The sequence below is a fragment of the Mesorhizobium sp. WSM3866 genome (assembly GCF_002294795.1).
Taxonomy (GTDB): domain Bacteria; phylum Pseudomonadota; class Alphaproteobacteria; order Rhizobiales; family Rhizobiaceae; genus Mesorhizobium.
Map to the genome: position 1 here is coordinate 1 of NZ_NSGC01000005.1, position 26,819 is coordinate 26,819.

General features: G+C 63.2%; 26 protein-coding genes and 1 tRNA gene. 25 read left to right on the forward strand and 2 right to left on the reverse strand.

The window, feature by feature from the left end; genetic code table 11:
* The first annotated feature begins 237 nt into the window (after nucleotides 1–237).
* From CK222_RS13035 to CK222_RS13095, 13 genes are all read left to right on the forward strand, one after another.
* Entirely contained in the window at nucleotides 238–1,782 is a 1,545-nt protein-coding gene (locus tag CK222_RS13035) for a hypothetical protein (RefSeq protein WP_095800863.1), read from the forward strand.
* Between the two features lie 98 nt (nucleotides 1,783–1,880).
* Nucleotides 1,881–2,366, forward strand: a complete 486-nt coding sequence (locus CK222_RS13040) for a group II truncated hemoglobin (RefSeq protein WP_067321502.1) — start codon at nucleotides 1,881–1,883, stop codon at nucleotides 2,364–2,366.
* 210 nt (nucleotides 2,367–2,576) lie between these two features.
* A complete protein-coding gene (locus CK222_RS13045; protein ID WP_245433025.1) occupies nucleotides 2,577–2,966 on the forward strand; it encodes a metal-dependent hydrolase in 390 nt (129 codons plus the stop codon).
* Between the two features lie 36 nt (nucleotides 2,967–3,002).
* A tRNA-Trp gene (locus tag CK222_RS13050) sits at nucleotides 3,003–3,078 on the forward strand.
* Nucleotides 3,079–3,436: 358 nt separating this feature from the next.
* Nucleotides 3,437–3,640, forward strand: coding sequence for a preprotein translocase subunit SecE (secE, locus tag CK222_RS13055; RefSeq protein ID WP_095800665.1), 204 nt, complete (start codon nucleotides 3,437–3,439; stop codon nucleotides 3,638–3,640).
* Between the two features lie 27 nt (nucleotides 3,641–3,667).
* Complete coding sequence (nusG, locus tag CK222_RS13060) at nucleotides 3,668–4,192, forward strand: transcription termination/antitermination protein NusG (RefSeq protein WP_066989575.1); 525 nt, start codon at nucleotides 3,668–3,670, stop codon at nucleotides 4,190–4,192.
* A gap of 159 nt (nucleotides 4,193–4,351) precedes the next feature.
* Complete coding sequence (gene rplK, locus CK222_RS13065; RefSeq protein ID WP_059189557.1) at nucleotides 4,352–4,780, forward strand: 50S ribosomal protein L11; 429 nt, start codon at nucleotides 4,352–4,354, stop codon at nucleotides 4,778–4,780.
* Between the two features lie 4 nt (nucleotides 4,781–4,784).
* Nucleotides 4,785–5,483, forward strand: coding sequence for a 50S ribosomal protein L1 (gene rplA / locus CK222_RS13070; RefSeq protein ID WP_095800666.1), 699 nt, complete (start codon nucleotides 4,785–4,787; stop codon nucleotides 5,481–5,483).
* Nucleotides 5,484–5,919: 436 nt separating this feature from the next.
* Nucleotides 5,920–6,438 carry a 50S ribosomal protein L10 gene (gene rplJ / locus CK222_RS13075; RefSeq protein ID WP_095800667.1) on the forward strand — a complete coding sequence of 173 codons (519 nt, stop codon included), beginning with the start codon at nucleotides 5,920–5,922 and terminating at the stop codon, nucleotides 6,436–6,438.
* 54 nt (nucleotides 6,439–6,492) lie between these two features.
* Nucleotides 6,493–6,873: a 50S ribosomal protein L7/L12 gene (gene rplL, locus CK222_RS13080; RefSeq protein WP_066989581.1), complete on the forward strand. Its 381-nt coding sequence runs from the start codon at nucleotides 6,493–6,495 to the stop codon at nucleotides 6,871–6,873.
* A gap of 265 nt (nucleotides 6,874–7,138) precedes the next feature.
* The gene (gene rpoB, locus CK222_RS13085) at nucleotides 7,139–11,275 is read left to right on the forward strand and encodes a DNA-directed RNA polymerase subunit beta (RefSeq protein WP_066989583.1); all 4,137 of its coding nucleotides are present in this window, start codon (nucleotides 7,139–7,141) and stop codon (nucleotides 11,273–11,275) included.
* A gap of 145 nt (nucleotides 11,276–11,420) precedes the next feature.
* Entirely contained in the window at nucleotides 11,421–15,617 is a 4,197-nt protein-coding gene (gene rpoC, locus CK222_RS13090; protein WP_066989905.1) for a DNA-directed RNA polymerase subunit beta', read from the forward strand.
* Nucleotides 15,618–15,692: 75 nt separating this feature from the next.
* Nucleotides 15,693–16,358: an O-methyltransferase gene (locus CK222_RS13095; RefSeq protein WP_095800668.1), complete on the forward strand. Its 666-nt coding sequence runs from the start codon at nucleotides 15,693–15,695 to the stop codon at nucleotides 16,356–16,358.
* Between the two features lie 25 nt (nucleotides 16,359–16,383).
* On the opposite strand, the gene CK222_RS13100 is transcribed toward CK222_RS13095, so the two are convergent.
* On the reverse strand, nucleotides 16,384–17,313 hold the full coding sequence (locus tag CK222_RS13100; RefSeq protein WP_067321488.1) for a Gfo/Idh/MocA family oxidoreductase: 930 nt from the start codon (nucleotides 17,311–17,313) through the stop codon (nucleotides 16,384–16,386).
* A gap of 97 nt (nucleotides 17,314–17,410) precedes the next feature.
* A complete protein-coding gene (locus tag CK222_RS13105) occupies nucleotides 17,411–17,692 on the reverse strand; it encodes a transcriptional regulator (protein ID WP_066989908.1) in 282 nt (93 codons plus the stop codon).
* Nucleotides 17,693–18,155: 463 nt separating this feature from the next.
* Here CK222_RS13105 and rpsL point away from each other — a divergent pair, with 463 nt between their 5' ends.
* The 12 genes from rpsL to rpsC all read left to right on the forward strand — a co-directional run bounded on the left by rpsL (nucleotide 18,156) and on the right by rpsC (nucleotide 26,817).
* Entirely contained in the window at nucleotides 18,156–18,527 is a 372-nt protein-coding gene (rpsL, locus tag CK222_RS13110) for a 30S ribosomal protein S12 (RefSeq protein ID WP_006202128.1), read from the forward strand.
* A gap of 62 nt (nucleotides 18,528–18,589) precedes the next feature.
* Nucleotides 18,590–19,060, forward strand: coding sequence for a 30S ribosomal protein S7 (gene rpsG, locus CK222_RS13115; RefSeq protein ID WP_041003106.1), 471 nt, complete (start codon nucleotides 18,590–18,592; stop codon nucleotides 19,058–19,060).
* Between the two features lie 29 nt (nucleotides 19,061–19,089).
* A complete protein-coding gene (gene fusA, locus CK222_RS13120) occupies nucleotides 19,090–21,180 on the forward strand; it encodes an elongation factor G (protein WP_067321482.1) in 2,091 nt (696 codons plus the stop codon).
* A gap of 100 nt (nucleotides 21,181–21,280) precedes the next feature.
* Nucleotides 21,281–22,456 (forward strand): elongation factor Tu, encoded by a 1,176-nt coding sequence (gene tuf, locus CK222_RS13125; protein WP_066989565.1) that lies wholly within the window; start codon nucleotides 21,281–21,283, stop codon nucleotides 22,454–22,456.
* Nucleotides 22,457–22,522: 66 nt separating this feature from the next.
* Nucleotides 22,523–22,831 (forward strand): 30S ribosomal protein S10, encoded by a 309-nt coding sequence (gene rpsJ, locus CK222_RS13130; protein ID WP_006205468.1) that lies wholly within the window; start codon nucleotides 22,523–22,525, stop codon nucleotides 22,829–22,831.
* A gap of 94 nt (nucleotides 22,832–22,925) precedes the next feature.
* Nucleotides 22,926–23,642, forward strand: coding sequence for a 50S ribosomal protein L3 (gene rplC, locus CK222_RS13135; protein WP_067321479.1), 717 nt, complete (start codon nucleotides 22,926–22,928; stop codon nucleotides 23,640–23,642).
* The gene (gene rplD / locus CK222_RS13140) at nucleotides 23,642–24,262 is read left to right on the forward strand and encodes a 50S ribosomal protein L4 (RefSeq protein WP_066989592.1); all 621 of its coding nucleotides are present in this window, start codon (nucleotides 23,642–23,644) and stop codon (nucleotides 24,260–24,262) included. The genes rplC and rplD overlap by 1 nt, the downstream gene beginning before the upstream one ends.
* Complete coding sequence (locus CK222_RS13145) at nucleotides 24,259–24,552, forward strand: 50S ribosomal protein L23 (RefSeq protein ID WP_040983033.1); 294 nt, start codon at nucleotides 24,259–24,261, stop codon at nucleotides 24,550–24,552. The genes rplD and CK222_RS13145 overlap by 4 nt, the downstream gene beginning before the upstream one ends.
* A gap of 22 nt (nucleotides 24,553–24,574) precedes the next feature.
* Entirely contained in the window at nucleotides 24,575–25,408 is an 834-nt protein-coding gene (gene rplB / locus CK222_RS13150; RefSeq protein ID WP_040970375.1) for a 50S ribosomal protein L2, read from the forward strand.
* A gap of 16 nt (nucleotides 25,409–25,424) precedes the next feature.
* Nucleotides 25,425–25,703 (forward strand): 30S ribosomal protein S19, encoded by a 279-nt coding sequence (gene rpsS, locus CK222_RS13155; RefSeq protein WP_006205463.1) that lies wholly within the window; start codon nucleotides 25,425–25,427, stop codon nucleotides 25,701–25,703.
* 2 nt (nucleotides 25,704–25,705) lie between these two features.
* The gene (gene rplV / locus CK222_RS13160) at nucleotides 25,706–26,095 is read left to right on the forward strand and encodes a 50S ribosomal protein L22 (protein WP_066989594.1); all 390 of its coding nucleotides are present in this window, start codon (nucleotides 25,706–25,708) and stop codon (nucleotides 26,093–26,095) included.
* Complete coding sequence (gene rpsC / locus CK222_RS13165; protein WP_066989596.1) at nucleotides 26,095–26,817, forward strand: 30S ribosomal protein S3; 723 nt, start codon at nucleotides 26,095–26,097, stop codon at nucleotides 26,815–26,817. Before rplV ends, rpsC begins: the two co-directional genes overlap by 1 nt.
* Nucleotides 26,818–26,819 lie beyond the last annotated feature (2 nt).

Below are 26,819 nucleotides of genomic sequence, written 5' to 3' on the forward strand. Positions count from 1 at the left end.
CTCCGAATCAGAACCCTCGGAACACAATGAATCAACGCCAAACCGCGTTGAGAATCCTGAATGTAGATTGGACCTAGTATGGGTTGGACCGGGGGCTTGGCAGGCGTGATTTCCGCGTTCCTTTCAAAGGGTATTTCGTGGCCGCTAGGGCTGGTTCGGCTCGGGCTGGCCATCGCTATTGGGCCTACCGCGTTTGCCGCCGCAGCGAAGGAAACGCCGCCGGATTACGGCCCTGCCATGCGCTTCGTCGTGGTGCGCAGCAGCGCGCCAGGCTGCGAGCCGAACTGCCCGGAATGGATTTCTGCCGAAGGCAGCATCGAGGCCGGCACGCCGGCGCGGTTCAAGCGCCTCTTAAAGACGCTCGGCGGCCGGCAACTGCCGATCGTCGTCAATTCTCCTGGAGGCAATGTCGACGCCGCGCTCCAACTCGGCCGTATGATCCGTAAGAACAAGCTCGACATCGCCGTGGGCACTACGGGGTTTTCCGGCTGCTCGCCCGAAATGAAGAACTGCCGGGACAATGACAGCAAGAACACGCCGTATTCCGGCATCGCCTATGACAGCGGCGCCATGTGCAATTCCGCATGTCCCCTGATGTTTGCCGGTGGCGTCCGCCGTGTGGTCGGCGAGTGGGCTTTTCTCGGAGTTCATCAAATCACCACGACATATCACAGGGAAAAGCTGCTCTACCGCACCACCTACAGAATTGTGAACGGCAAGAAGAAGGTCCTCAGCACCAAGGTCGTCAGCCGCAAGAATGCCGGCAGCTACAAGACCTACGAGATGAGCAAGGCGGTCGAGAAACGGCTGTCCGGCTATCTGAAAGAAATGGGTATTGGGCAGGGCGTGCTGGACGTGATGAAAGCGACGCCGGCAAGCGACATAAAGCAGATCGAGCCCGACGATATGCTGGAGATGAAGCTCGTCACCAGCCTCGATTCCCTCGACCTGATGACCGAAGCAGCCATATGCCGGCGCGATCCGGTGCCAGCGAACTGCCGCGAGATACCGGCCAATGGCAAGGCCAAGCCGGCCGAGGTGGCGACGGTCGCAGTCAAACAGGCCTACAGTCAGCCGGCGGAGGCAGCATCACCGCCAAAGCCGCAGCAGGAAATGCGTTTCATCCTCGTTCGCGGCAGCAATCCGCTCTGCAACCCCGATTGTCCGGAATGGATTTCGGCGGAGGGAACGATCGTTGCCGGCACGCCCGACAGGCTGCGCGAGCTGCTGGACGAGGTCGGCGGGCGCAGGCTGCCCATCGTCCTCAACTCACAGGGCGGCGATGTCCAGGGCGCGCTCGCCGCCGGCCGGCTGATCCGCGAGCGCAGATTGGATGTTGCGGTCGCCCGGACGGATTTTCTCGATTGCGATCCCGGCACGGCAGGGTGCGTCTCCAAGGACAACCTTCATAATGGTCTCACCGTTGAAGCCGGCGCCGAATGCGATACAGCCTGCGTGCTGATGATCGCCGGCGGCACCAGGCGCTTGGTAGGCGCCGATACGCGTTTCCTGGTGCATTCCATGGGCATGGAAGACAAGGTCCGGTCGTATCTCGAGGAGATGGCGATCGGCTCGGGCTTGTTCGTCGCGATGCAGTCGGCCCAATCCGCCAAGCACAGGGAGCTCAGCCAGGACGAATTGGCGGGGTTCGGGCTCACCACCAGCCGCCAGTCGGTAGACGCTCTGACGGGCGCCACTATCTGCAAATCTTCGCCAAAACCCGATAACTGCCGGGTGCTGCCGTCCGCCAACGCCGAAGCGGAATCGCCGGCCAAGCTTTAGCAGCATTCGGCGCCATGCCAGCACTGGCCATGGAGGCAGGTTGAGCCGGTTCCGAGCTTCCCGCTATCCTTCTAGGCTCAAACGTAGGAGGACCGGAGATGAGCGAGGGCGTCCCGACTTTGTTCGAATGGGCCGGCGGCAGCGAGGCGCTCAACCGGCTGACGCAGATCTTTTACAACAGAGTGACCTTGGACCCGATCGTCGGTCCGGTGTTCAGGCACATGTCGCCGGACCATCCGGCGCATGTCGCCGCCTTCATCGGCGAGGTTTTCGGCGGGCCGAAGACCTACAGCGAACGGCATGGTGGCCACCGCGAGATGGTCAGGCATCATCTCGGCAAGCATCTGACCGAGGAGCAGCGCCGGCGCTGGATCAACCTTCTGGCGGACGCGGCGGACGAAGCCGGCCTGCCGGACGATCCCGAGTTCCGTTCCGCCTTGATGGGCTATGTCGAGTGGGGATCGCGGCTGGCCAAGATTAATTCCAATCTCGGCGAGACTTGCGACCCTGAGACCGAGCCAATGCCAAGCTGGGGCTGGGGCGTGCCGGGCGGGCCTTACAAGCCGCCGGCCGGGAAATCGTAGCCGAAGATGCTGGGTTTCTGCAAAATTCCGAAAAGATGACGCCGCAAAGACACCGCAGGGTCGTTGCATCAATGTGAGACGACCTTGCATGCTGATTGCCCATCTCCCATCGGGCTATATTCTGGGAAGGCTCGCGCGAAGACGGCGACGGGAGGCATCCGATGTGGTGGCTGCCGCAATGCTCGGCAGCGTGTCATCCCGGACATCGACATGCTCTATTTTTACCTGATCGATGGCGGTCGCACGCACCATCATGCCTACATCACGCATTGGCCGTTGTTCTGGGCCACGATCGGGACGGTAGGCGTGTCGGTCGGTCGGTTGTTGGGGTCGCGGCGTCTGCCGTCGATCGCCATCTTCTTAGCCGGAGCCATGTTGCATATGGCGCTCGACACGGTCGCATCGCCGATCATGTGGTTGGCGCCGTTCAGTCATCGCCCGTTTGAGCTCGTGGCGGTTCCGGCCAGCCATGGGAACTGGGTCCTGAACTTCGTTCTGCATTGGACTTTCGCGCTTGAACTCGTGATCTGCGCATGGGCCCTGGGGCTTGGATGGCTGCGATCGGCGCTTCCGGCCGACGCGTCTCAAAAGGGCTCTTGAGTTCTCATCGGCTTTGTGAAATAGCAGCGCCCGTATACGGGCATAGCTCAGTTGGTAGAGCGGCGGTCTCCAAAACCGCAGGTCGTAGGTTCGAGCCCTGCTGCCCGTGCCACCTCCCAAGATAGGCTGAAGGTGGGCGCGCTCCGCCGTTGAAAACCGGGGGGCGGCTTGCCATATAACGAAAACTGGGGCATAAGGCCCCGCATAGCCGGGACGGAACGACTGGATGGTTCCGAGGCGGCGCTAAAACATAAAGCGGAACACTTGCCACTTGCGTGGACCAAGAATCGGTTTTATGTAGACTGAACAGACACGCGACGCGTGGAGCTGGGAAGCCGGCTTTACGCGTCTGATTTGCGTGGGCGAAATGGTGGTGCTGATTCGGCGCCGGCACGAAGTCCAGGCGGCACGTCCCGGCCAGCGGGATCATCCAGGAGACCCGGCCAACGGGTCTCGAAGACAGGCGGCAGATGGCTTCGAAAACCACAAACCCTTTCACCTTTCTCCAGCAGGTTCGCGCGGAGACGGCCAAGGTGACATGGCCCTCGCGCCGCGAGACCATGATCTCGACGGTGATGGTCCTGGTGTTTGCGCTCGTCGCCATGATCTTCTTCTTCACCGCCGACATAGCCATGGGCTATGCGATCGAGTGGATTCTGGGCCTCGGACATTAAGTTCGGCGATTACGGAGAGGTCGTGAAATGACGCGGTGGTACATCGTCCACGCTTATTCGAACTTCGAGAAGAAGGTCGCCGAGGACATCGAGAACAAGGCCAAGCAGAAGGGCCTGTCGGGCGAGATCGAGCAGATCGTGGTGCCGACGGAGAAAGTCGTCGAGATACGCCGCGGCCGCAAGGTCGATGCGGAGCGCAAGTTCTTCCCCGGTTATGTGCTCTTGAAGGCCAACCTGACGGACGCCGTATTCTCGCTGGTCAAGAACACGCCGAAGGTCACCGGCTTCCTCGGTGACTCGAAGCCCGTGCCGATCACCGAAGCCGAGGCGCAGCGCATCCTGAACCAGGTTCAGGAAGGCGTCGAGCGTCCGAAGCCGTCGGTCACCTTCGAGATCGGCGAGGCGATCCGCGTCTCGGACGGTCCGTTCGCGTCGTTCAACGGCTTCGTCCAGGAAGTGGACGAGGAGCGGGCGCGCCTCAAGGTGGAAGTTTCGATCTTCGGGCGCGCGGTGCCCGTCGATCTCGAATTCGGACAGGTCGAAAAGGGCTGATCCGAAGGTCCCCGTCCGAGAGGCGAAGGGATCGGCGGCGCGAAGGAATGGCGCTGCCATGAGCGGGTGGGAGGCGAATGCGGCTTAGCCGGCCGCTGGAACCGCACCACCAGACTGCAACCGCCGGTTTTCCCGGTATGAGAAAAGGCAGGAATAGAGATGGCTAAGAAAGTTGCAGGCCAGCTCAAGCTCCAGGTTGCCGCGGGCTCGGCCACGCCGTCGCCCCCGATCGGCCCGGCGCTTGGTCAGCGCGGCATCAACATCATGGAGTTCTGCAAGGCGTTCAACGCGCAGACCCAGGAACTGGAAAAGGGCTCGCCCATCCCGGTCGTCATCACCTACTACCAGGACAAGTCGTTCACCTTCGTCATGAAGACGCCGCCGGTGAGCTACTTCCTGAAGAAGGCCGCCAACCTGAAGTCTGGTTCGAAGGAACCGGGCAAGGTCAAGGCCGGCACGATCTCGCGCGACAAAGTGCGCCAGATCGCCGAGCAGAAGATGAAGGACCTGAACGCAAACGACGTCGAAGCGGCCATGCGAATGGTCGAGGGCTCCGCCCGCTCGATGGGCCTGGAAGTGGTGGGCTAAGATCATGGCAAAGATTGCAAAGCGTGTTGCCAAGAGCCGTGAAGGCATCGATCCGAACAAGGCCTATGCGCTCTCTGAGGCGCTGCAGCTGCTGAAGGACCGGTCCACGGTGAAGTTCGACGAGACGGTCGAGGTCGCGATGAATCTCGGCGTCGATCCGCGCCATGCCGACCAGATGGTCCGCGGCGTTGTCAACCTGCCGAACGGCACCGGCCGGTCGGTGCGCGTCGCGGTGTTCGCGCGCGGCGACAAGGCCGAGGAAGCCAAGGCGGCCGGCGCCGATATCGTTGGCGCCGAGGACCTGGTCGACGTCGTCCAGAAGGGCACGATCGATTTCGATCGCTGCATCGCTACCCCGGACATGATGCCGCTGGTCGGCCGTCTGGGTAAGGTGCTCGGCCCGCGCGGCATGATGCCGAACCCGAAGGTCGGCACCGTGACCCCCGATGTCGCGGCCGCCGTCAAGGCCTCGAAGGGCGGCGCCGTCGAGTTCCGCGTCGAGAAGGCCGGCATCGTCCAGGCCGGCGTCGGCAAGGTCTCGTTCGACGTCAAGGCGCTGGAAGAGAATGTGCGGGCCTTCGCCGATGCGGTGAACAAGGCCAAGCCCGCCGGCGCCAAGGGCAACTACGTCAAGAAGGTGTCGGTCACCTCGACGATGGGTCCCGGCCTCAAGCTCGACATCGCGACGCTCGCCGCGTCGTAAGCGTCGTCTGGCCGGCTTCAGGCCGGTCGCTAGAGCATGATCCCGAAAAGTGGATTTCGGAAAAGATCATGCTCCAACAAAGAAGAATTCCGGACCGCCGATCCGTCGGCGGCCCGGTAACCCGGAGGCTGAAAGGTTTCCGGATATCCTGTCCGAGATTGCAGGCGGCCGGCCTTGGTTCAAAAGGGGGCCTTAATTCATGTGGGCCTGCATGAGACGGGTGAAGACCCGACAAAGGAGCGAAAAGCTCCAATGAAAGGTTCGAACCGTGTTTGCCTTTTGTCAGCACATCAACCGGCTTTGCCGGCGGATGTGGCGAAAGGGGGCAGGATCCTCGAGCGCCGTTCGGGAGATCCGTTTGTGGATGGCCCGGCCGGCAAAAGGCAACCCGACTTCTGACCTCGTGAATGGGGCAGGGGTCAACTGGAGATAGGCAGTGGACAGAGCGGAAAAGCGCGAACTCGTCACGGGCCTGAACGAAGCGTTCTCGAGCGCGGGTTCAGTCGTCGTGGCCCACTACGCCGGTATCACCGTGGCGCAAATGAACGACCTCCGGTCGAAGATGCGCGCCGCCGGCGGCACCGTCAAAGTCGCGAAGAACCGTCTCGCCAAGATCGCTCTTCAGGGCACGGACTCCGCATCGATCGTCGATCTGTTCAAGGGACAGACGCTGGTCGCTTATTCGGAGGATCCGGTTGCGGCGCCGAAGATCGCGTCCGATTTCGCCAAGGGGAATGACAAGCTGATCATTCTCGGCGGCGCAATGGGCTCGACCTCGCTCAACGCCGATGGTGTCAAGGCGCTCGCCACGATGCCGTCGCTCGACGAGCTGCGCGCCAAGCTGGTTGGCATGATCGCCACGCCGGCTACCCGGATCGCCCAGATCGTCAATGCGCCCGCGGCTTCGGTCGCGCGCGTCATCGGCGCTTACGCCCGGAAGGACGAGGCGGCATGAGGCCGTTCCTCGCTGTCAACAACACACGTTCGAACCAACCAAAGGAATATCAAAATGGCTGATCTCGCGAAGATCGTAGACGACCTTTCGAAGCTGACCGTCCTCGAGGCGGCCGAGCTGTCGAAGCTCCTGGAAGAGAAGTGGGGCGTTTCGGCTGCTGCTCCGGTGGCGGTTGCCGCTGCTGGCGGTGGCGCTGCCGCTGCTGCTGCTCCGGCTGAAGAGAAGACGGAATTCGACGTCGTTCTCGCCGACGCCGGCGCCCAGAAGATCAACGTCATCAAGGAAGTCCGCGCCATCACCGGCCTTGGCCTCAAGGAAGCCAAGGACCTGGTCGAGGCCGCTCCGAAGCCGGTCAAGGAAGGCGTTTCCAAGGCCGATGCCGACAAGTTCAAGGCTCAGCTGGAAGCAGCTGGCGCCAAGGTCGAGCTGAAGTAAGCCTTATGGTTGAGGGCGGACGGCCTCGCGCCGGCCGCCCCCTCCCTTGATGAAAGGGAGGCTTCGTTGCGCGAGACGTTTGAAAACCTCTTTCCTGAGGGCCGGAAGCGGCCTTCAGGAAACGGGTTTTCTCCCGTTTTTACCGGCAGCCGCCAAGCAATTGGAACGGCGGCCGGAAAACAGACAGGGGCGGCCGGCGAGCGGCCCGTTGGTGCAAGGCGAACCGCGGCGAGGTTCGCCCCGAGTTTTGAGCTAAGGAGCGACGATGGCCCAGACCCAGACTTTCAATGGCCGCAGACGCGTACGCAAGTTCTTCGGGAAGATCCCGGAAGTTGCGGAGATGCCGAACCTGATCGAGGTTCAGAAGGCATCCTATGACCAGTTCCTGATGGTGGACGAGCCCAAGGGCGGGCGTCCGGACGAGGGGCTGCAGGCTGTTTTCAAGTCGGTCTTCCCGATCTCCGATTTTTCCGGCTCCTCGATGCTGGAATTCGTGAAGTATGAGTTCGAAGGACCGAAATTCGACGTCGACGAATGCCGTCAGCGCGACCTGACCTATGCTGCGCCGCTGAAGGTGACGCTGCGCCTCATCGTGTTCGATATCGATGAGGATACCGGCGCGAAGTCGATCAAGGACATCAAGGAGCAGGACGTCTATATGGGCGACATGCCGCTCATGACGTCGAACGGCACCTTCATCGTCAACGGCACCGAGCGCGTCATCGTCTCGCAGATGCACCGTTCGCCGGGCGTCTTCTTCGACCACGACAAGGGCAAGTCGCACTCGTCGGGCAAGCTTCTGTTTGCCGCGCGCGTCATCCCCTATCGCGGCTCGTGGCTCGACATCGAGTTCGATTCCAAGGACGTGGTCCACGCCCGCATCGACCGCCGCCGCAAGATTCCGGTGACGTCGCTGCTGATGGCGCTCGGCATGGACGGCGAAGAGATCCTGTCGACCTTCTACAACAAGATCACCTACAAGCGTGCCGGCGACCACTGGCGCATCCCGTTCAATGTCGAGCGCTTCCGCGGCCTCAAGGCTGTCGGCGACCTGGTCGACGCCGACACGGGCGAGATCGTCGTCGAGGCCGGCAAGAAGATCACCGCCCGCCAGGCCCGCCAGCTCGGCGAAAAGGGTCTCAAGGCGATCAAGGCGACCGACGAGGACCTGCTCGGCAACTACCTGGCCGAGGACATCGTCAACTACGCCACCGGCGAGATCTTCCTCGAGGCCGGCGACGAGATCGACGAGAAGACGCTGAAGGTGCTGCTCGGCACCGGCGAGGACGAGATCCAGATCCTCGACATCGACCACGTCAATGTCGGCGCCTACATTCGCAACACGCTCGCCGTCGACAAGAACGAGAGCCGCCAGGACGCGCTGTTCGACATCTACCGCGTCATGCGTCCGGGCGAGCCGCCGACGCTCGAGACCGCCGAAGCCATGTTCAACTCGCTGTTCTTCGACAGCGAGCGCTATGACCTGTCGGCTGTCGGCCGCGTCAAGATGAACATGCGCCTCGAGCTCAAGGCCGAGGACACCGTGCGCGTGCTGCGCAAGGAAGACATCCTGGCCGTGGTCAAGACGCTGGTCGAGCTGCGCGACGGCAAGGGCGAGATCGACGACATCGACAATCTCGGCAACCGCCGCGTCCGCTCGGTCGGCGAGCTGATGGAGAACCAGTACCGCGTCGGTCTGCTGCGCATGGAGCGCGCGATCAAGGAGCGTATGTCCTCGATCGAGATCGACACGGTCATGCCGCAGGACCTGATCAACGCCAAGCCGGCGGCCGCCGCCGTGCGCGAGTTCTTCGGCTCCTCGCAGCTCTCGCAGTTCATGGACCAGACCAACCCGCTGTCGGAGATCACCCACAAGCGTCGCCTGTCGGCGCTTGGACCGGGCGGTCTGACCCGCGAGCGTGCCGGCTTCGAGGTGCGCGACGTGCATCCGACGCACTACGGCCGTATCTGCCCGATCGAGACGCCGGAAGGCCCGAATATCGGTCTGATCAACTCGCTCGCCACCTTCGCGCGTGTCAACAAGTACGGCTTCATCGAGAGCCCGTACCGCAAGATCGTCAACGGCAAGCTGACCAATGAAGTCGTCTATCTGTCGGCGATGGAGGAGGCCAAGCACCACGTCGCGCAGGCCAACGCCGAGCTCGACAAGAACGGCAGCTTCGTCGACGAGTTCGTCATCTGCCGCAACGCCGGCGAGGTGATGATGGCGCCGCGCGAGAACGTCGACCTGATGGACGTGTCGCCGAAGCAGATGGTGTCGGTGGCCGCGGCCCTCATCCCGTTCCTCGAGAACGACGACGCCAACCGCGCGCTGATGGGCTCGAACATGCAGCGTCAGGCCGTGCCGCTGGTGCGCGCCGAGGCGCCGTTCGTCGGCACCGGCATGGAGCCGGTCGTCGCCCGTGACTCAGGCGCCGCCATCGGCGCCCGCCGCGGCGGCGTGGTCGACCAGGTGGACGCCACCCGTATCGTTATCCGCGCCACCGAAGATCTCGACCCGGGCAAGTCCGGCGTCGACATCTACCGGCTGATGAAGTTCCAGCGTTCGAACCAGAATACCTGCATCAACCAGCGTCCGCTGGTGCGTGTCGGCGACCGGGTGAACAAGGGCGACATCATCGCCGACGGTCCTTCGACCGAGCTCGGCGATCTGGCGCTCGGCCGCAACGTGCTGGTCGCGTTCATGCCGTGGAACGGCTACAACTACGAGGACTCGATCCTGCTCTCCGAGCGCATCGTGGCCGACGACGTCTTCACCTCGATCCACATCGAGGAGTTCGAGGTCATGGCCCGCGACACCAAGCTCGGACCGGAGGAGATTACGCGCGACATTCCGAACGTCTCGGAGGAAGCGCTGAAGAACCTCGACGAGGCCGGCATCGTCTATATCGGCGCGGAAGTGCAGCCGGGTGACATCCTGGTCGGCAAGATCACGCCGAAGGGCGAAAGCCCGATGACGCCGGAAGAGAAGCTCCTGCGCGCCATCTTCGGCGAAAAGGCCTCGGACGTTCGCGACACCTCCATGCGCATGCCTCCGGGCACCTTCGGCACGGTCGTCGAAGTGCGCGTCTTCAACCGCCACGGCGTGGAGAAGGACGAGCGCGCCATGGCGATCGAGCGCGAGGAGATCGAGCGTCTGGCCAAGGACCGCGACGACGAGCAGGCGATCCTCGACCGCAACGTCTATTCGCGCCTGTCGGACATGCTGGTCGGCAAGGAAGCGATTGCCGGGCCGAAGGGCTTCAAGAAGGGCTCGAAGCTGTCGAAGGACACGCTCGACGAGTATCCGCGCTCGCAGTGGTGGCAGTTCGCCGTGGAGAACGAAAAGCTCCAGAGCGAGCTGGAAGCCCTGCGCGGCCAGTACGACGACTCCAAGAAGGCGCTCGAGCAGCGCTTCATGGACAAGGTCGAGAAGGTGCAGCGCGGCGACGAGATGCCTCCGGGCGTCATGAAGATGGTCAAGGTCTTCGTGGCGGTGAAGCGCAAGATGCAGCCGGGCGACAAGATGGCCGGCCGTCACGGCAACAAGGGCGTGGTGTCGCGCATCGTTCCGGTCGAGGACATGCCTTTCCTCGAGGACGGCACGCATGCCGATATCGTGCTTAACCCGCTGGGTGTGCCGAGCCGCATGAATGTCGGCCAGATCCTGGAAACGCATCTGGGCTGGGCCTGCGCCGGCATGGGCAGGAAGATCGGCGAGCTGATCGACGCCTACAAGGCTGGCGGCGACATCAAGCCGCTGCGCAAGACGCTGGAAAGCTTCATGCCTTCCAACGACCGCAACGAGCCGGTCCGCGACTATGACGACGAGAGCATCATTCGCCTGAGCGAACAGATGCGCCGCGGCGTCTCCATCGCGACTCCGGTGTTCGACGGCGCGCACGAAGCCGACATCAACACCATGCTGCAGCAGGCGGGCCTGCACACCAGCGGTCAGTCGCAGCTTTATGACGGCCGCACCGGCGAGCCGTTCGATCGCAAGGTGACGATGGGCTACATCTATATGCTCAAGCTTCACCACCTGGTGGACGACAAGATCCACGCGCGCTCGATCGGTCCGTACTCGCTCGTCACCCAGCAGCCGCTGGGCGGCAAGGCGCAGTTCGGTGGCCAGCGCTTCGGCGAAATGGAGGTCTGGGCGCTGGAAGCCTACGGCGCCGCTTATACGCTGCAGGAGATGCTGACGGTGAAGTCGGATGACGTTGCCGGACGCACCAAGGTCTACGAGGCAATCGTGCGCGGCGACGATACGTTCGAAGCCGGCATTCCCGAGAGCTTCAACGTTCTCGTCAAGGAGATGCGCTCCCTCGGCCTCAATGTCGAACTGGAGAACACCAAGTTCGAAGACGCTGCCGTGCGGCTGCCCGATGCTGCCGAATAAGGGCGCGGCCGAACAAGGGTAATGGCGCGCCGCGAACAACGTGGCGCGCCCAACAAATTCTCGGCCGGTCAGGCCGGCCAGTCTGCGGGCATTCGGCCCGCGCTCGATGCAAGGGGTTTTCGAGGACCCCGAAAAGGAGAACGGCATGAACCAAGAGGTCATGAATCTCTTCAACCCCCAGGCGCCTGCGCAGGTGTTCGATTCCATCCGGATCTCGCTCGCCAGCCCTGAGAAGATTCTGTCCTGGTCGTTCGGTGAGATCAAAAAGCCGGAGACCATCAACTACCGCACCTTCAAGCCGGAGCGTGACGGTCTGTTCTGCGCGCGCATTTTTGGTCCGATCAAGGACTACGAGTGCCTGTGCGGCAAGTACAAGCGCATGAAGTACAAGGGCGTTATCTGCGAGAAGTGCGGCGTCGAAGTCACGCTGTCGCGCGTCCGCCGCGAGCGCATGGGCCATATCGAGCTCGCCGCGCCCGTCGCCCATATCTGGTTCCTGAAGTCGCTGCCTTCGCGCATCGGCACGCTGCTCGACATGACGCTGAAGGATATCGAGCGCGTCCTCTACTTCGAGAACTACATCGTCACTGAGCCTGGCCTCACCGCGCTGAAGGAGCACCAACTGCTCAGCGAGGAAGAGTACATGCTGGCCGTCGACGAGTATGGCGAAGACTCTTTCACCGCCATGATCGGCGCCGAGGCCATCCATGACCTGTTGGCCGGCATGGATCTGGAGAAGATCGCCGGCGACCTGCGCTCGGAGCTGGCTTCGACCTCGTCCGAGCTCAAGCAGAAGAAGCTTCTGAAGCGGCTCAAGGTCGTCGAGAACTTCATGGAATCCGGCAACCGTCCGGAATGGATGATCATGAAGGTCGTTCCGGTGATCCCGCCGGACCTGCGCCCGCTGGTCCCGCTGGACGGCGGCCGCTTCGCCACGTCCGACCTCAACGACCTCTATCGCCGCGTCATCAACCGCAACAATCGCTTGAAGCGGCTGATCGAGCTGCGCGCGCCCGGCATCATCGTGCGCAATGAAAAGCGCATGCTGCAGGAGGCCGTCGACGCGCTGTTCGACAACGGCCGCCGCGGGCGCGTCATCACCGGCGCCAACAAGCGTCCGCTGAAGTCGCTGTCCGACATGCTCAAGGGCAAGCAGGGCCGGTTCCGCCAGAACCTGCTCGGCAAGCGTGTCGACTATTCCGGCCGCTCGGTCATTGTGACCGGTCCGGAACTCAAGCTGCATCAGTGCGGCCTGCCGAAGAAGATGGCGCTGGAGCTGTTCAAGCCTTTCATCTACGCCCGCCTCGACGCCAAGGGTTTCTCCTCGACCGTCAAGCAGGCGAAGAAGCTGGTCGAGAAGGAGCGTCCGGAGGTCTGGGATATCCTCGACGAGGTTATCCGCGAGCATCCGGTGCTCTTGAACCGCGCGCCGACGCTGCACCGCCTCGGCATCCAGGCGTTCGAGCCGATCCTGATCGAAGGCAAGGCGATCCAGCTGCATCCGCTGGTCTGCACGGCCTTCAATGCCGACTTCGACGGCGACCAGATGGCGGTCCATGTGCCGCTGTCCCTGGAAGCGCAGCTCGAAGCGCGCGTGCTGATGATGTCGACCAACAACATCCTGCACCCGGCCTCCGGCGCGCCGATCATCGTGCCGTCGCAGGACATGGTTCTCGGTCTCTACTATCTGTCGATCGTCAACCAGAACGAGCCGGGCGAAGGCATGGTGTTCGCCGACATGGGCGAGCTCCAGCATGCGCTGGAGACCAAGGCGGTGACCCTGCACGCCAAGATCAAGGGCCGCTTCCGCACCGTCGATGCCGAAGGCAAGACGGTGTCGAAGATCTATGAAACCACGCCCGGCCGCATGATCATCGGCGAGCTTCTGCCGAAGAACGTCAACGTACCGTACGACATCGCCAACCAGGAGATGACCAAGAAGAACATCTCCAAGATGATCGACACCGTCTACCGCCACTGCGGGCAGAAGGAGACGGTCATCTTCTGCGACCGCATCATGGCTCTCGGCTTTGCGCATGCCTGCCGCGCCGGCATTTCGTTCGGCAAGGACGACATGGTGATTCCGGACACCAAGCTGAAGCTGGTCTCCGATACCGAGGCTTTGGCCAAGGAGTACGAGCAGCAGTACAATGACGGCCTGATCACGCAGGGCGAGAAGTACAACAAGGTGGTCGACGCCTGGGCCAAGTGCTCGGAGAAAGTCGCCGACGAGATGATGGCCCGCATCAAGGCGGTCGAGTTCGAGGAAAACGGCCGTCAGAAGCCGATGAACTCGATCTATATGATGTCGCATTCGGGTGCGCGCGGTTCGCCCACCCAGATGCGCCAGCTCGCCGGCATGCGCGGCCTGATGGCCAAGCCTTCGGGCGAGATCATCGAGACGCCGATCATCTCGAACTTCAAGGAAGGCCTCACCGTGCTCGAGTACTTCAACTCGACCCACGGCGCCCGCAAGGGTCTGGCCGACACCGCCTTGAAGACGGCGAACTCGGGGTACCTGACCCGCCGTCTGGTCGACGTGGCGCAGGACTGCATCGTCAATTCGCTGGATTGCGGCACCGACAAGGGCCTCACCATGCAGCCGATCGTCGATGCCGGCCAGATCGTCGCCTCGGTCGGTCAGCGCGTGCTCGGCCGCACGGCGCTCGACGACATCAACCACCCGGTCTCCGGCGAAGTGCTGGTCAAGGCCGGCAAGCTGATGGACGAGCGTGACGTGGAGCAGATCGAGAAGGCCGGCGTCCAGTCGGTCCGCATCCGCTCGGCGTTGACCTGCGAGGTCAGGACCGGCGTCTGCGCGGTCTGCTACGGTCGCGATCTTGCCCGCGGCACGCCCGTCAACCAGGGCGAGGCCGTCGGCGTCATCGCGGCGCAGTCGATCGGCGAGCCGGGCACCCAGCTCACCATGCGCACGTTCCACATGGGCGGCACCGCGCAGGTGGTGGACTCTTCGTTCCTCGAAGCCTCCTATGAGGGCAAGGTCGAGATCCGCAATCGCAACGTGGTGCGCAACTCCGAAGGTCAGCAGATGGTGATGGGCCGCAACATGGCGGTTCTGATCCTCGACGAGGCCGGCAAGGAACGCGCCACGCACCGCGTCGCCTACGGCTCGCGCATTTTCGTGGATGACGGCGACAAGGTGAAGCGCGGGCAGCGCATCGCCGAGTGGGATCCTTACACCCGCCCGATCCTCACCGAAATCGAGGGCAAGGTGGCGTTCGAGGATCTGGTCGACGGCATCTCCGTGCAGGAGACGGCCGACGAGTCGACCGGCATCACCAAGCGTGAGGTCATCGACTGGCGTTCGACGCCGCGCGGCAGCGACCTGAAGCCGGCGATCGTCGTGCAGGACGCCAAGGGCAAGGTGGGCAAGCTGTCGAAGGGCGGCGATGCACGTTTCCTGCTCTCGGTCGAGGCCATTCTCTCGGTCGAGCCGGGCGCGCATGTCCGTCCGGGCGACGTGCTTGCGCGTATCCCGATGGAAAGCGCCAAGACCAAGGACATCACCGGCGGTCTGCCGCGGGTGGCCGAACTGTTCGAGGCTCGCCGTCCGAAGGATCACGCCATCATCGCCGAGATCGATGGCACGGTCCGCTTCGGCCGCGACTACAAGAACAAGCGCCGCATCATCATCGAGCCGCACGACTCGACGCTGGAGCCGGTCGAGTACCTGATCCCGAAGGGCAAGCCGTTCCATCTGCAGGACGGCGACGTCATCGAGAAGGGCGACTACATCCTCGACGGCAACCCGGCGCCGCACGACATCCTGGCGATCAAGGGCGTGGAGGCGCTTGCGTCCTACCTCGTCAACGAGATCCAGGAGGTCTACCGCCTGCAGGGCGTGTCGATCAACGACAAGCACATCGAGGTGATCGTTCGCCAGATGCTGCAGAAGGTCGAGATCACCACGCAGGGCGACTCGACCTACATTCCGGGCGACCACGTCGACGTGATCGAGCTGGAAGAGGTCAACGAGCGGTTGATCGAGGACGGCAAGAAGCCGGCCGAAGGTCAGCCGGTGCTGCTCGGCATCACCAAAGCCTCACTGCAGACGCCGTCCTTCATCTCGGCCGCGTCCTTCCAGGAGACGACCAGGGTACTGACGGAAGCCGCGGTCGCCGGTAAGACCGACATGCTGCAGGGTCTGAAGGAGAATGTCATCGTCGGCCGCCTCATCCCGGCGGGCACGGGCGGCACGATGAGCCAGATAAGGCGCATCGCCACCTCGCGCGACGAACTCATCATCGACGAGCGCCGCAAGGCCTCCGGTGTCGAGGTCGCCGAGCCGATGCTGACCAACATGGTCAACGCCGCGCAGTAAGCGCGGATGCAATGAGAGAAAGAAAAGGGGCCCGCGTGGCCCCTTTTTCATTCGGGTTATGAACGAGGAAAAACCATGAGCGCCAGGACCTGGACAGCTGTCGACGACTACATCGTCTCCTCTCTTTTCGATGCGGATCCCGCGCTAGACGCGGTGCTTGCGGCCAACCGCGAGCAGGGCCTGCCGGCGATCGACGTCTCGGCCGCACAGGGCAAATTGCTTTCGCTTCTGGTGCGAATTCGCGGCGCAAGGAAGGTGCTCGAGATCGGCACGCTCGGTGGTTACTCGACCATCTGGATGGCAAGGGGCCTGCCTGCCGATGGCAGAGTAGTGACGCTGGAGCTTGAGCCGCACCATGCCAAGGTCGCGCGCTCGAAGTTCGAGCGGACAGGGGTTTCCGACAAGGTGGATCTGCGGCTCGGGCCAGCTCTTCAATCGCTAGCAGCCTTGGTCAGCGAAAATGCCGGTCCGTTCGACCTGATCTTCATCGACGCCGACAAGCCGAACAACCCGAATTATCTCAGCTGGGCCATGCGGCTGTCGCGCTCCGGAACGGTCATCGTTTGCGACAACGTCATCCGCGACGGCGCCGTGCTGAAGGATGACGGCCGCGACGAAAACGTCGTCGGCGCCCGCGCGGCGTTCTCCTTCATCGGCGGCGAGAAGCGGCTTGACGGCACCGCCATCCAGACCGTCGGCGCCAAGGGCTATGACGGATTTGCGATTGCGATCGTGGACTGACGCCGGCGCTGCACGGGGCTTGCTGTTAATCGAAGAAAGGCTCGACCACATTGCGCTTGCCGAGCATGAAGGCGTCGGCGACGTGCTGGAGCGGGGCCAGGTCGACGTCGGAGATGCCGGCGCGGACAATCTCGGCGAAACGCTTGTAGAGCATCGGATATTCGGCTTCCGGCTCGTCATGGATGATCTTGCCGTCGACGGCGAGCTTTGCGCCGCCGCCCGAAAGCACCATCTTGCCCTTGTCGGTCTCGGCCAGGATGTCCCAGCTCTGCGGACCGGTCTGCAGCCAGTCGAGCTCCATTGTCACCGGGAGCCCGTTCGAGGTGCGGAAGGTGACATGCGCCGCGACCGGCGAGGCGCGGTTCTCGGGGAAGTCGAGCACGGCCGAGGTGATGAACATCGGCGGCAGGATGTGGGTGGCGATCGATAGCGCGTTGATGCCGGGATCGAACACGCCGAAACCGCCCGGCGCCCAGATCCATTCCTGGTTCGGGTGCCAGCGGCGCACGTCTTCCTTCCAGTTGATCGCCGCCGAGTCGATTCTGGCCGAAGCCAGGAAGGCGCGCGCGGCCTCGACCGCCGGCGCGTAGCGCGAATGCCAGCTGGCGAAAAGCGAAACGCCTTTCTTCGCGGCAATCGCCTTCAGGTGCTCGACCTCGCTGACGGTGGCGCCCGGCGGCTTCTCCATGAAGACGTGCTTTCCGGCCTCGAGCGCGGTGCGCGCGGCGTCATAGCGGAACTGCGGCGGCATGCAGAGCGAGACGGCTTCCAGGCCCGGCTCGGCCTCGAGCATCGCCTCGATCGTCGGATAGTTCGGGATGCCGTCCACCTTGCCGTGGCGGCTGGCGGCGGCCGCAAGCCGATAACTGCTGTCCTTGGCCAGTGCTGGAAGATGCTGGTCGCGGACGATCTTTCCCACGCCGACGATACCGATCCTGATGGGGTTGCTGGTCATTGGGACTCCGAGGGTGGAAGAAGTAGGTGTTCTTAGGCAGGACAACGGTGCCCGGCAAGCCTGGACGAAATCGTGATCTCGCGGTTCCCGTCCGGGATCAGCTCGGCTCGTCGAAGGTAACGATCGAGACTTCGCCCTCCAGCGCGCCCTGATAGGCGGACAGATGCGGCTCTTCGTCGGGGGTGCCTTCCATGTCGCCGATCTGGTCGAGCTCGGCTTCGGCGAATCCTTCGGCGGCGAGCGATTCGAGCGCGCGGCGCACGGCAGAATCATCGTCGGGCGCGACCAGCATCACATGCACGCCTTCCGGCTTGCCGCCTTTTCGCCGCCACACCCGGCCGGTGATGATGGTGACCGGGCGCTCCTCGTTGTCGTTCACGGGCTGATTCCTCCGGAAGCGTGGAGTCTTGCCATTCATGCCGCCTTATTTGCACGAAGCCGGCCGAGATGACAGGCGAAAGCGGGTCACTTTCTTCCTCGCTCTTGAAAAAAGACGCAAGAAAATTACATGCGTTTTCCGCATGGCTGCCAAGCTCCGGATCGGGCGCAATATTTGCCGTTCCGGGGTTGACGGATAGGGGGCTTGCGAGTAGAAGCCGCCACGTCAGAACCGATGTGAGACTTGCTTTTCCGAGGCGACGCGCCTTGGAGTTTGCCTCAAACAGGGTTCGTTTTACGAGCGAAAAGACATCTCCGGCGCGCATGAAGCGGCTTCCGCTTCCTCTGCAATTTGTTCGGGCAGGACCGCGAGGCGCGGTGTGTTGCCCGAATTCGCGTATGGACATGACGCTTTGAGCGGCCCTGACAGGGCAAGACACGGAATTGAGAGACAAGAGGGTTTAATGCCTACCGTCAACCAGCTGATCCGCAAGCCGCGCCTGGCGCCGGTGAAGCGCAACAAGGTCCCGGCCATGCAGCAGAACCCGCAGAAGCGGGGCGTCTGCACGCGCGTCTACACCACGACGCCGAAGAAGCCGAACTCGGCGCTGCGCAAGGTGGCCAAGATCCGTCTGACCAATGGTTTCGAAGTGATCGGCTACATCCCGGGCGAAGGCCATAACCTTCAGGAGCACTCGGTGGTCATGATCCGTGGCGGCCGCGTCAAGGATCTGCCGGGCGTCCGCTATCACATCATCCGCGGCGTGCTCGACACCCAGGGTGTGAAGAACCGCAAGCAGCGCCGTTCGAAATACGGTGCCAAGCGTCCGAAGTAAGGGTTTCCGGCTTCGGCGCTTTTTTTGACTGCGCCGTGCCACGAGATTGAGAGACAAGAGCCATGTCCCGTCGTCACAGTGCAGAAAAGCGTGAGATCAATCCGGACCCCAAGTTCGGCGATCTGGTCGTCACCAAGTTCATGAACGCCGTCATGTATGACGGCAAGAAGTCGGTTGCCGAGACCATCGTCTACGGCGCGCTGGACCAGGTCCAGGCCAAGACCAAGCAGGAGCCGGTCGCTGTCTTCCACCAGGCGCTCGACAATGTCGCGCCGCATGTGGAAGTGCGTTCGCGTCGCGTCGGCGGCGCCACCTACCAGGTTCCGGTGGACGTGCGCCCCGAGCGCCGCCAGGCGCTCGCCATCCGCTGGCTGATCGCCGCCGCACGCAACCGCAACGAGACCACGATGGTCGACCGCCTCTCGGGCGAGCTGATGGACGCGGCCAACAACCGCGGCACGGCCGTCAAGAAGCGTGAAGACACCCACAAGATGGCGGAAGCCAACCGCGCCTTCGCGCACTACCGCTGGTAAAGCGCGAACGAGACTGAGAGGCACCTCCCATGGCCCGCGAATACAAAATCGAAGACTACCGCAATTTCGGTATCATGGCGCATATCGACGCCGGCAAGACGACGACGACCGAGCGCGTCCTGTACTACACGGGCAAGTCGCACAAGATCGGCGAAGTCCATGACGGCGCTGCCACCATGGACTGGATGGAGCAGGAGCAGGAACGCGGCATCACCATCACCTCGGCCGCGACCACGACCTTCTGGAAGGGTCGCGACGGCAAGATGCGCCGCTTCAACATCATCGACACTCCCGGACACGTCGACTTCACCATCGAGGTCGAGCGCTCGCTGCGCGTGCTCGACGGCGCCATCGCGCTGCTCGATGCCAACGCAGGCGTCGAGCCGCAGACTGAGACCGTGTGGCGCCAGGCCGACAAGTACCACGTGCCGCGCATGATCTTCTGCAACAAGATGGACAAGATCGGCGCCGACTTCTACCGCTCGGTGGAAATGATCGGCTCGCGCCTCGGCGCGCAGGCCGTCGTCATGCAGCTGCCGATCGGCGCCGAGACCGAGTTCAAGGGCGTCGTCGACCTCGTCGAAATGAATGCGCTTGTCTGGCGCGACGAGACGCTGGGCGCTGCCTGGGATGTCGTCGAGATCCCGGCCGACCTCAAGGACAAGGCCGCTCAGTATCGCGAGAAGATGATCGAGGCCGCCGTCGAGATGGACGAGACTGCGCTCGAGAATTACCTCGAAGGCAACATGCCGTCGAACGACGAGATCCGTGCGCTGATCCGCAAGGGCACCATCGCGGTCAAGTTCTTCCCGATGTTCTGCGGCTCGGCCTTCAAGAACAAGGGCGTGCAGCCGCTGCTGGACGCCGTTGTCGAATACCTGCCGTCGCCGATTGACGTGCCGGCCATCAAGGGTGTCGACGCCAAGACCGACGCCGAGATCGAGCGTCATGCCGACGACAACGAGCCGCTGTCGATGCTGGCGTTCAAGATCATGAACGACCCGTTCGTCGGCTCGCTGACCTTCGCTCGCATCTATTCGGGCAAGCTCACCAAGGGCACCTCGCTCGACAACACCGTGAAGGGCAAGAAGGAGCGCATCGGCCGCATGCTGCAGATGCATGCGAATTCGCGCGCCGATATCGAGGAAGCCTATGCCGGCGACATCGTCGCGCTGGCCGGCCTCAAGGACACGACGACCGGCGACACGCTCTGCGATCCACTGCATCCGGTCATCCTCGAGCGCATGGAATTCCCCGATCCGGTCATCCAGATCGCCATCGAGCCGAAGACCAAGAACGACCAGGAAAAGATGGGCCTCGCGCTGCATCGCCTGGCGGCAGAGGATCCGTCCTTCCGCGTCAAGACCGACGAGGAAAGCGGTCAGACCATCATCGCCGGCATGGGCGAGCTGCATCTCGACATCATCGTCGACCGCATGCGCCGCGAGTTCAAGGTCGAAGCCAATGTCGGCGCTCCGCAGGTGGCCTATCGCGAGACGATCACCCGCACCCATGAGCAGGACTACACGCACAAGAAGCAGACGGGCGGTACCGGCCAGTTCGCTCGCGTCAAGATCGTGTTCGAGCCGAACACCGAGAGCGAAGAGTTCCTGTTCGAGTCCAAGATCGTCGGCGGCGCGGTGCCGAAGGAATACATCCCCGGCGTCGAGAAGGGCATCCAGAGCGTCATGGGTTCCGGCCCGTTTGCCGGCTTCCCGATGATCGGCGTCAAGGCGACGCTGATCGACGGTGCCTTCCACGACGTCGACTCCTCGGTGCTGGCGTTCGAAATTGCCTCCCGCGCCTGCTTCAAGGAAGCCGCACCCCGGCTTGGTGTGCAGCTCCTGGAGCCGATCATGAAGGTCGAGGTCGTGACGCCGGAAGACTATGTCGGCGGCGTTATCGGCGACCTCAACGGCCGTCGCGGCCAGATCCAGGGCCAGGAAGCGCGTGGCGTGGCCGTCGTCATCAACGCGATGGTGCCTTTGGCCAACATGTTCAAGTACGTCGACAATCTGCGTTCGATGTCGCAGGGCCGCGCCCAGTACACGATGCAGTTCGACCACTATGAGCCGGTCCCTACGGCGGTGGCCCAGGAAGTCCAGAAAAAGTACGCGTGAGAATGCCTGTGCCACCGGAACCGCGGCTCTTACGCGTTTCCGGTTCGGCTGGAGCGAATATCAATTTCCCCGAGCGGGATGAGTAAGACGGAGAAATACAGTGGCAAAAGGTAAATTCGAGCGCACCAAGCCGCATGTGAACATTGGCACGATCGGCCACGTCGATCATGGCAAGACGTCGCTGACGGCGGCGATCACGAAGTATTTTGGCGAATACAAGCGCTATGACCAGATCGACGCGGCGCCGGAAGAGAAGGCGCGCGGCATCACCATCTCGACGGCGCATGTCGAGTATGAGACGGCCAACCGTCACTACGCCCATGTCGACTGCCCCGGCCATGCCGACTATGTCAAGAACATGATCACCGGCGCCGCCCAGATGGACGGCGCGATCCTGGTGGTTTCGGCCGCCGACGGCCCGATGCCGCAGACCCGCGAGCACATCCTGCTTGCCCGCCAGGTCGGCGTGCCCTCGATCGTGGTGTTCCTGAACAAGGTCGACCAGGTCGACGACGCCGAGCTGCTCGAGCTGGTCGAGCTCGAGGTTCGCGAGCTGTTGACCAAGAACGAGTTCCCCGGCGACGACATTCCGATCGTCAAGGGTTCGGCGCTGGCAGCACTTGAGGATTCGAACAAGACCATCGGCGAGGACGCCATCCGCGAGCTGATGGCGCAGGTCGACGCCTATATCCCGACGCCGGTCCGTCCGCTGGACAAGCCGTTCCTGATGCCGATCGAGGACGTGTTTTCGATCTCGGGCCGCGGCACGGTCGTGACCGGCCGCGTCGAGCGCGGCGTGGTCAAGGTCGGCGAGGAATTGGAGATCGTCGGCATCCGTCCGACGGCCAAGACCACCTGCACGGGCGTGGAGATGTTCCGCAAGCTGCTCGACCAGGGCCAGGCCGGCGACAACATCGGCGCGCTGTTGCGCGGCATCGACCGCGAGGGTGTCGAGCGCGGCCAGGTTCTGGCCAAGCCGGGCTCGGTGAAGCCGCACAAGAAGTTCGTGGCCGAAGCCTACATCCTGACCAAGGACGAGGGCGGCCGGCACACGCCGTTCTTCACCAACTACCGTCCGCAGTTCTACTTCCGCACCACCGACGTGACCGGCATCGTGACGCTGCCGGCCGGCACCGAGATGGTGATGCCCGGCGACAACATCACCGTCGATGTCGAGCTGATCGTGCCGATCGCGATGGAAGAGAAGCTGCGCTTCGCCATCCGTGAAGGCGGCCGCACCGTCGGTGCCGGCATCGTCGTCACCATCAAAGAATAATTGGACGAAACGGATCTGTCGCGGGCGCGGGGCTGCCCGCGCCGCGCCAGAACAAGGAATTGACGCATGAACGGACAGAATATCCGCATCCGCCTTAAGGCGTTTGACCACCGGGTGCTCGACGCCTCGACGCGCGAAATCGTGTCGACCGCCAAGCGCACCGGCGCCAACGTCCGCGGCCCCATTCCGCTGCCGACGCGGATCGAAAAGTTCACGGTCAACCGGTCGCCTCACGTCGACAAGAAGAGCCGCGAGCAGTTCGAGATGCGCACCCACAAGCGGCTGCTCGACATCGTCGATCCGACCCCGCAGACGGTCGATGCTCTGATGAAGCTCGATCTGGCCGCCGGTGTCGACGTCGAGATCAAGCTCTAAGGAACAAGAGGGCGGGGCGACCCGGAACTCTGAAGGAAGCAAGAGGCGTGGAGGGGCGTCAGCCCCGACAGGGAACTCTAAAGGAATTGAACCGATGCGTTCAGGTGTGATTGCAAAGAAGGTGGGAATGACCCGCATCTATAACGATGCCGGGGAACACGTTCCCGTCACCGTTCTCCAGATGGAGAACTGCCAGGTCGTGGCGCAGCGCACGCAGGAGAAGAACGGCTACACCGCCGTCCAGCTCGGCGTTGGCCTTGCCAAGGTGAAGAACACGTCGAAGGCGATGCGCGGCCATTTCGCTGCCGCCTCCGTCGAGCCAAAGGCGAAGCTCGCCGAGTTCCGCGTCTCCGCCGACAACATGATCGACGTCGGCGCCGAGCTCACCGTCGAGCACTTCGTCGCCGGCCAGAAGGTCGACGTGACGGGCACCTCGACCGGCAAGGGTTTCCAGGGCGTGATCAAGCGGCACAACATGGGTGGCGGCCGCGCCACGCACGGTAACTCGGTCTCGCACCGCACGCACGGCTCGACCGGTCAGCGCCAGGACCCCGGCAAGGTGTTCAAGGGCAAGAAGATGGCCGGCCACATGGGCGACGTCCGCGTCACCACCCAGAATGTCGAGGTCGTCTCGACCGATGCCGACCGCGGCCTGATCCTGATCCGCGGCGCCGTCCCGGGAGTGAAGGGCGCCTGGATCCTGGTCCGTGACGCGGCCAAGGTTGCGCTGCCGGCCAACGCGCCGAAGCCAGCCGCGATCCGTGCCGCTGCCGCCAAGAACGATGCCCCGGCCAATGAGGGAGCGGAATAATGGACCTCAAGATCACAACCCTCGGCGGCAAGGACGCTGGCAAGGTAAAGCTCTCCGAGGAGATCTTCGGCCTTGACCCGCGTGAGGACATCCTGCAGCGCGTGGTGCGCTGGCAGCTGGCCAAGAAGCAGCAGGGCACGCACAAGGCCAAGGGCCGCGCCGAGATCGCGCGCACCGGCGCCAAGATGTACAAGCAGAAGGGTACGGGCCGCGCCCGTCACCATTCGGCTCGCGCTCCGCAGTTCCGCGGCGGTGGCAAGGCGCACGGCCCGGTCGTGCGCAGCCATGAGCACGAGCTGCCGAAGAAGGTGCGCGCGCTGGGCTTGAAGCACGCTCTCTCGGCCAAGGCCAAGAGCGCTTCGCTGATCATCGTTGACGAGCTGAAGCTCGCCGAAGCCAAGACCAAGGCGCTGGTGGCGAGCCTCGAGACGCTCGGGCTCACCAATGCCCTGGTGATTGGCGGCGCCGAGCTTGACCAGAACTTCAAGCTGGCGGCGACCAATATTCCCAACATCGACGTGCTGCCGATCCAGGGCATCAACGTCTACGACATTCTGCGCCGCGGCACGCTGGTCCTTTCGAAGGCCGCCGTCGAGGCTCTCGAGGAGCGCTTCAAATGACCGACCTCCGTCACTACGACGTGATCGTCTCGCCGGCGATCACCGAAAAGTCGACCATGGCTTCCGAGCAGAACCAGGTCGTCTTCAATGTCGCCAAGAAGGCGTCGAAGCCGGAAATCAAGGCTGCCGTGGAAGCTCTCTTCGGCGTCAAGGTTACGGCCGTGAACACGCTCGTCCGCAAGGGCAAGATCAAGCGCTTCCGCGGCACGGTTGGCCGCCAGGGCGATGTCAAGAAGGCGGTTGTGACGCTGGCCGACGGCCAGTCGATCGACGTCGCGACGGGTCTCTGAGCAAGGCCGCGAGGACAGGACAATGGCACTCAAGAAATTCAACCCGGTAACGCCGAGCACCCGTCAGCTGGTCATCGTCGACCGCTCGGGCCTCTACAAGGGCAAGCCCGTCAAGGGCCTGACCGAAGGCCTGACCAAGTCGGGCGGCCGCAATAATTACGGCCGCATCACGGCCCGCTTCATCGGCGGCGGTCACAAGCGTTCGTACCGCATCATCGACTTCAAGCGTAAGAAGTACGACGTCGTTGGCACGGTCGAGCGCATCGAATACGATCCGAACCGCACCGCCTTCATCGCGCTGATCAAGTATGACGACGGCGAGCTGTCCTACATCCTGGCGCCGCAGCGTCTGGCTGCCGGCGACAAGATCGTGGCCGGCGAAGCGGTCGACGTGAAGCCGGGCAACGCGATGCCGCTGGCCTCGATGCCGGTCGGCACGATCGTCCACAATATTGAGCTGAAGCCGGGCAAGGGCGGCCAGGTCGCCCGTTCGGCCGGCGGCTACGCCCAGCTCGTCGGCCGCGACCAGGGCATGGCGATCCTGCGCCTCAACTCGGGCGAGCAGCGCGTCGTGCACGGCTCGTGCATGGCCACCGTCGGCGCCGTGTCGAACCCCGATCACGGCAACATCAACGACGGCAAGGCCGGCCGCACGGTGTGGCGTGGCAAGCGCCCGCACAATCGCGGCGTGGCCATGAACCCGGTCGATCATCCGCACGGTGGTGGCGAAGGCCGCACCTCGGGTGGCCGTCACCCGGTTTCGCCCTGGGGCAAGCCGACCAAGGGCAAGAAGACGCGGTCCAACAAGGCGACCGACAAGTTCATCGTGCGCTCGCGCCATCAGCGCAAGAGCTAAGAAGAGGTAACGCCAAGTGACTCGTTCGATTTGGAAAGGCCCCTTCATCGACGGCTACCTTCTCAAGAAGGTGGACAAGGTTCGTGAAGGCGGTCGCAATGAGGTGATCAAGATGTGGAGCCGTCGCTCCACCATCCTGCCGCAGTTCGTCGGCTTCACCTTCGGTGTCTACAACGGCCAGAAGCACGTTCCCGTCTCCGTGAACGAGGACATGGTCGGCCACAAGTTCGGTGAATTCGCTCCGACCCGGACCTACTACGGTCATGGCGCGGATAAGAAGGCGAAGAGGAAATAATCATGGGCAAGGCCAAAGCTCCGCGCAGGCTTGCTGACAACGAGGCGCGCGCCGTTCTGCGCACCATCCGTATCAGCCCGCAGAAGCTGAACCTGGTTGCCGCGCTGATCCGCGGCAAGAAGGTCGCGACAGCGCTTTCCGACCTCGAATTCTCGGCCAAGCGGATTTCCGGCACGGTCAAGAAGACCCTGGAGTCGGCGATCGCCAACGCGGAAAACAACCACGACCTCGATGTCGACGCACTGATCGTATCGGAAGCCTATGTCGGCAAGTCGATCGTCATGAAGCGTTTCCACGCGCGTGGCCGTGGTCGCGCCAGCCGTATCGAAAAGCCGTTCTCGCACCTCACGATCGTCGTTCGTGAAGTCGAGGAAAAAGGGGAGGCCGCATAATGGGCCAGAAAGTCAATCCGATCGGGCTGCGTCTCGGCATCAACCGCACCTGGGATTCGCGCTGGTTCGCGAACACCGGCGAATACGGTCAGCTGCTGCATGAAGACATCAAGATCCGTAAGTATCTTGAGAAGGAACTCAAGCAGGCCGCGATCTCCAAGGTCGTGATCGAGCGTCCGCACAAGAAGTGCCGCGTCACCATCCATGCCGCGCGTCCGGGCCTGATCATCGGCAAGAAGGGCGCCGACATCGAGAAGCTCCGCAGGAAGCTGATGGAGATGACGAAGTCCGAGACGCACCTCAACATCGTTGAAGTGCGCAAGCCGGAAATCGACGCCACGCTGATCGCCCAGTCGATCGCCCAGCAGCTCGAGCGCCGCATCGCGTTCCGTCGCGCCATGAAGCGCGCCGTTCAGTCGGCCATGCGTCTTGGTGCCGAAGGCATCCGCATCAACTGCTCCGGCCGTCTCGGCGGCGCCGAAATCGCGCGCATGGAGTGGTACCGCGAAGGCCGCGTGCCGCTGCATACGCTGCGCGCCGATGTCGACTACGGCACGGCCGAGGCGAACACGGCGTATGGCATCTGCGGCGTCAAGGTGTGGGTGTTCAAGGGCGAGATCCTCGAGCACGACCCGATGGCGTCGGAGCGTCGCGCCACGGAAGGCGATCACGGCGGTCAGACCGGCGAGCGTGAGCGCGGTCGCCGTCGCGAGAACGCCTGAGA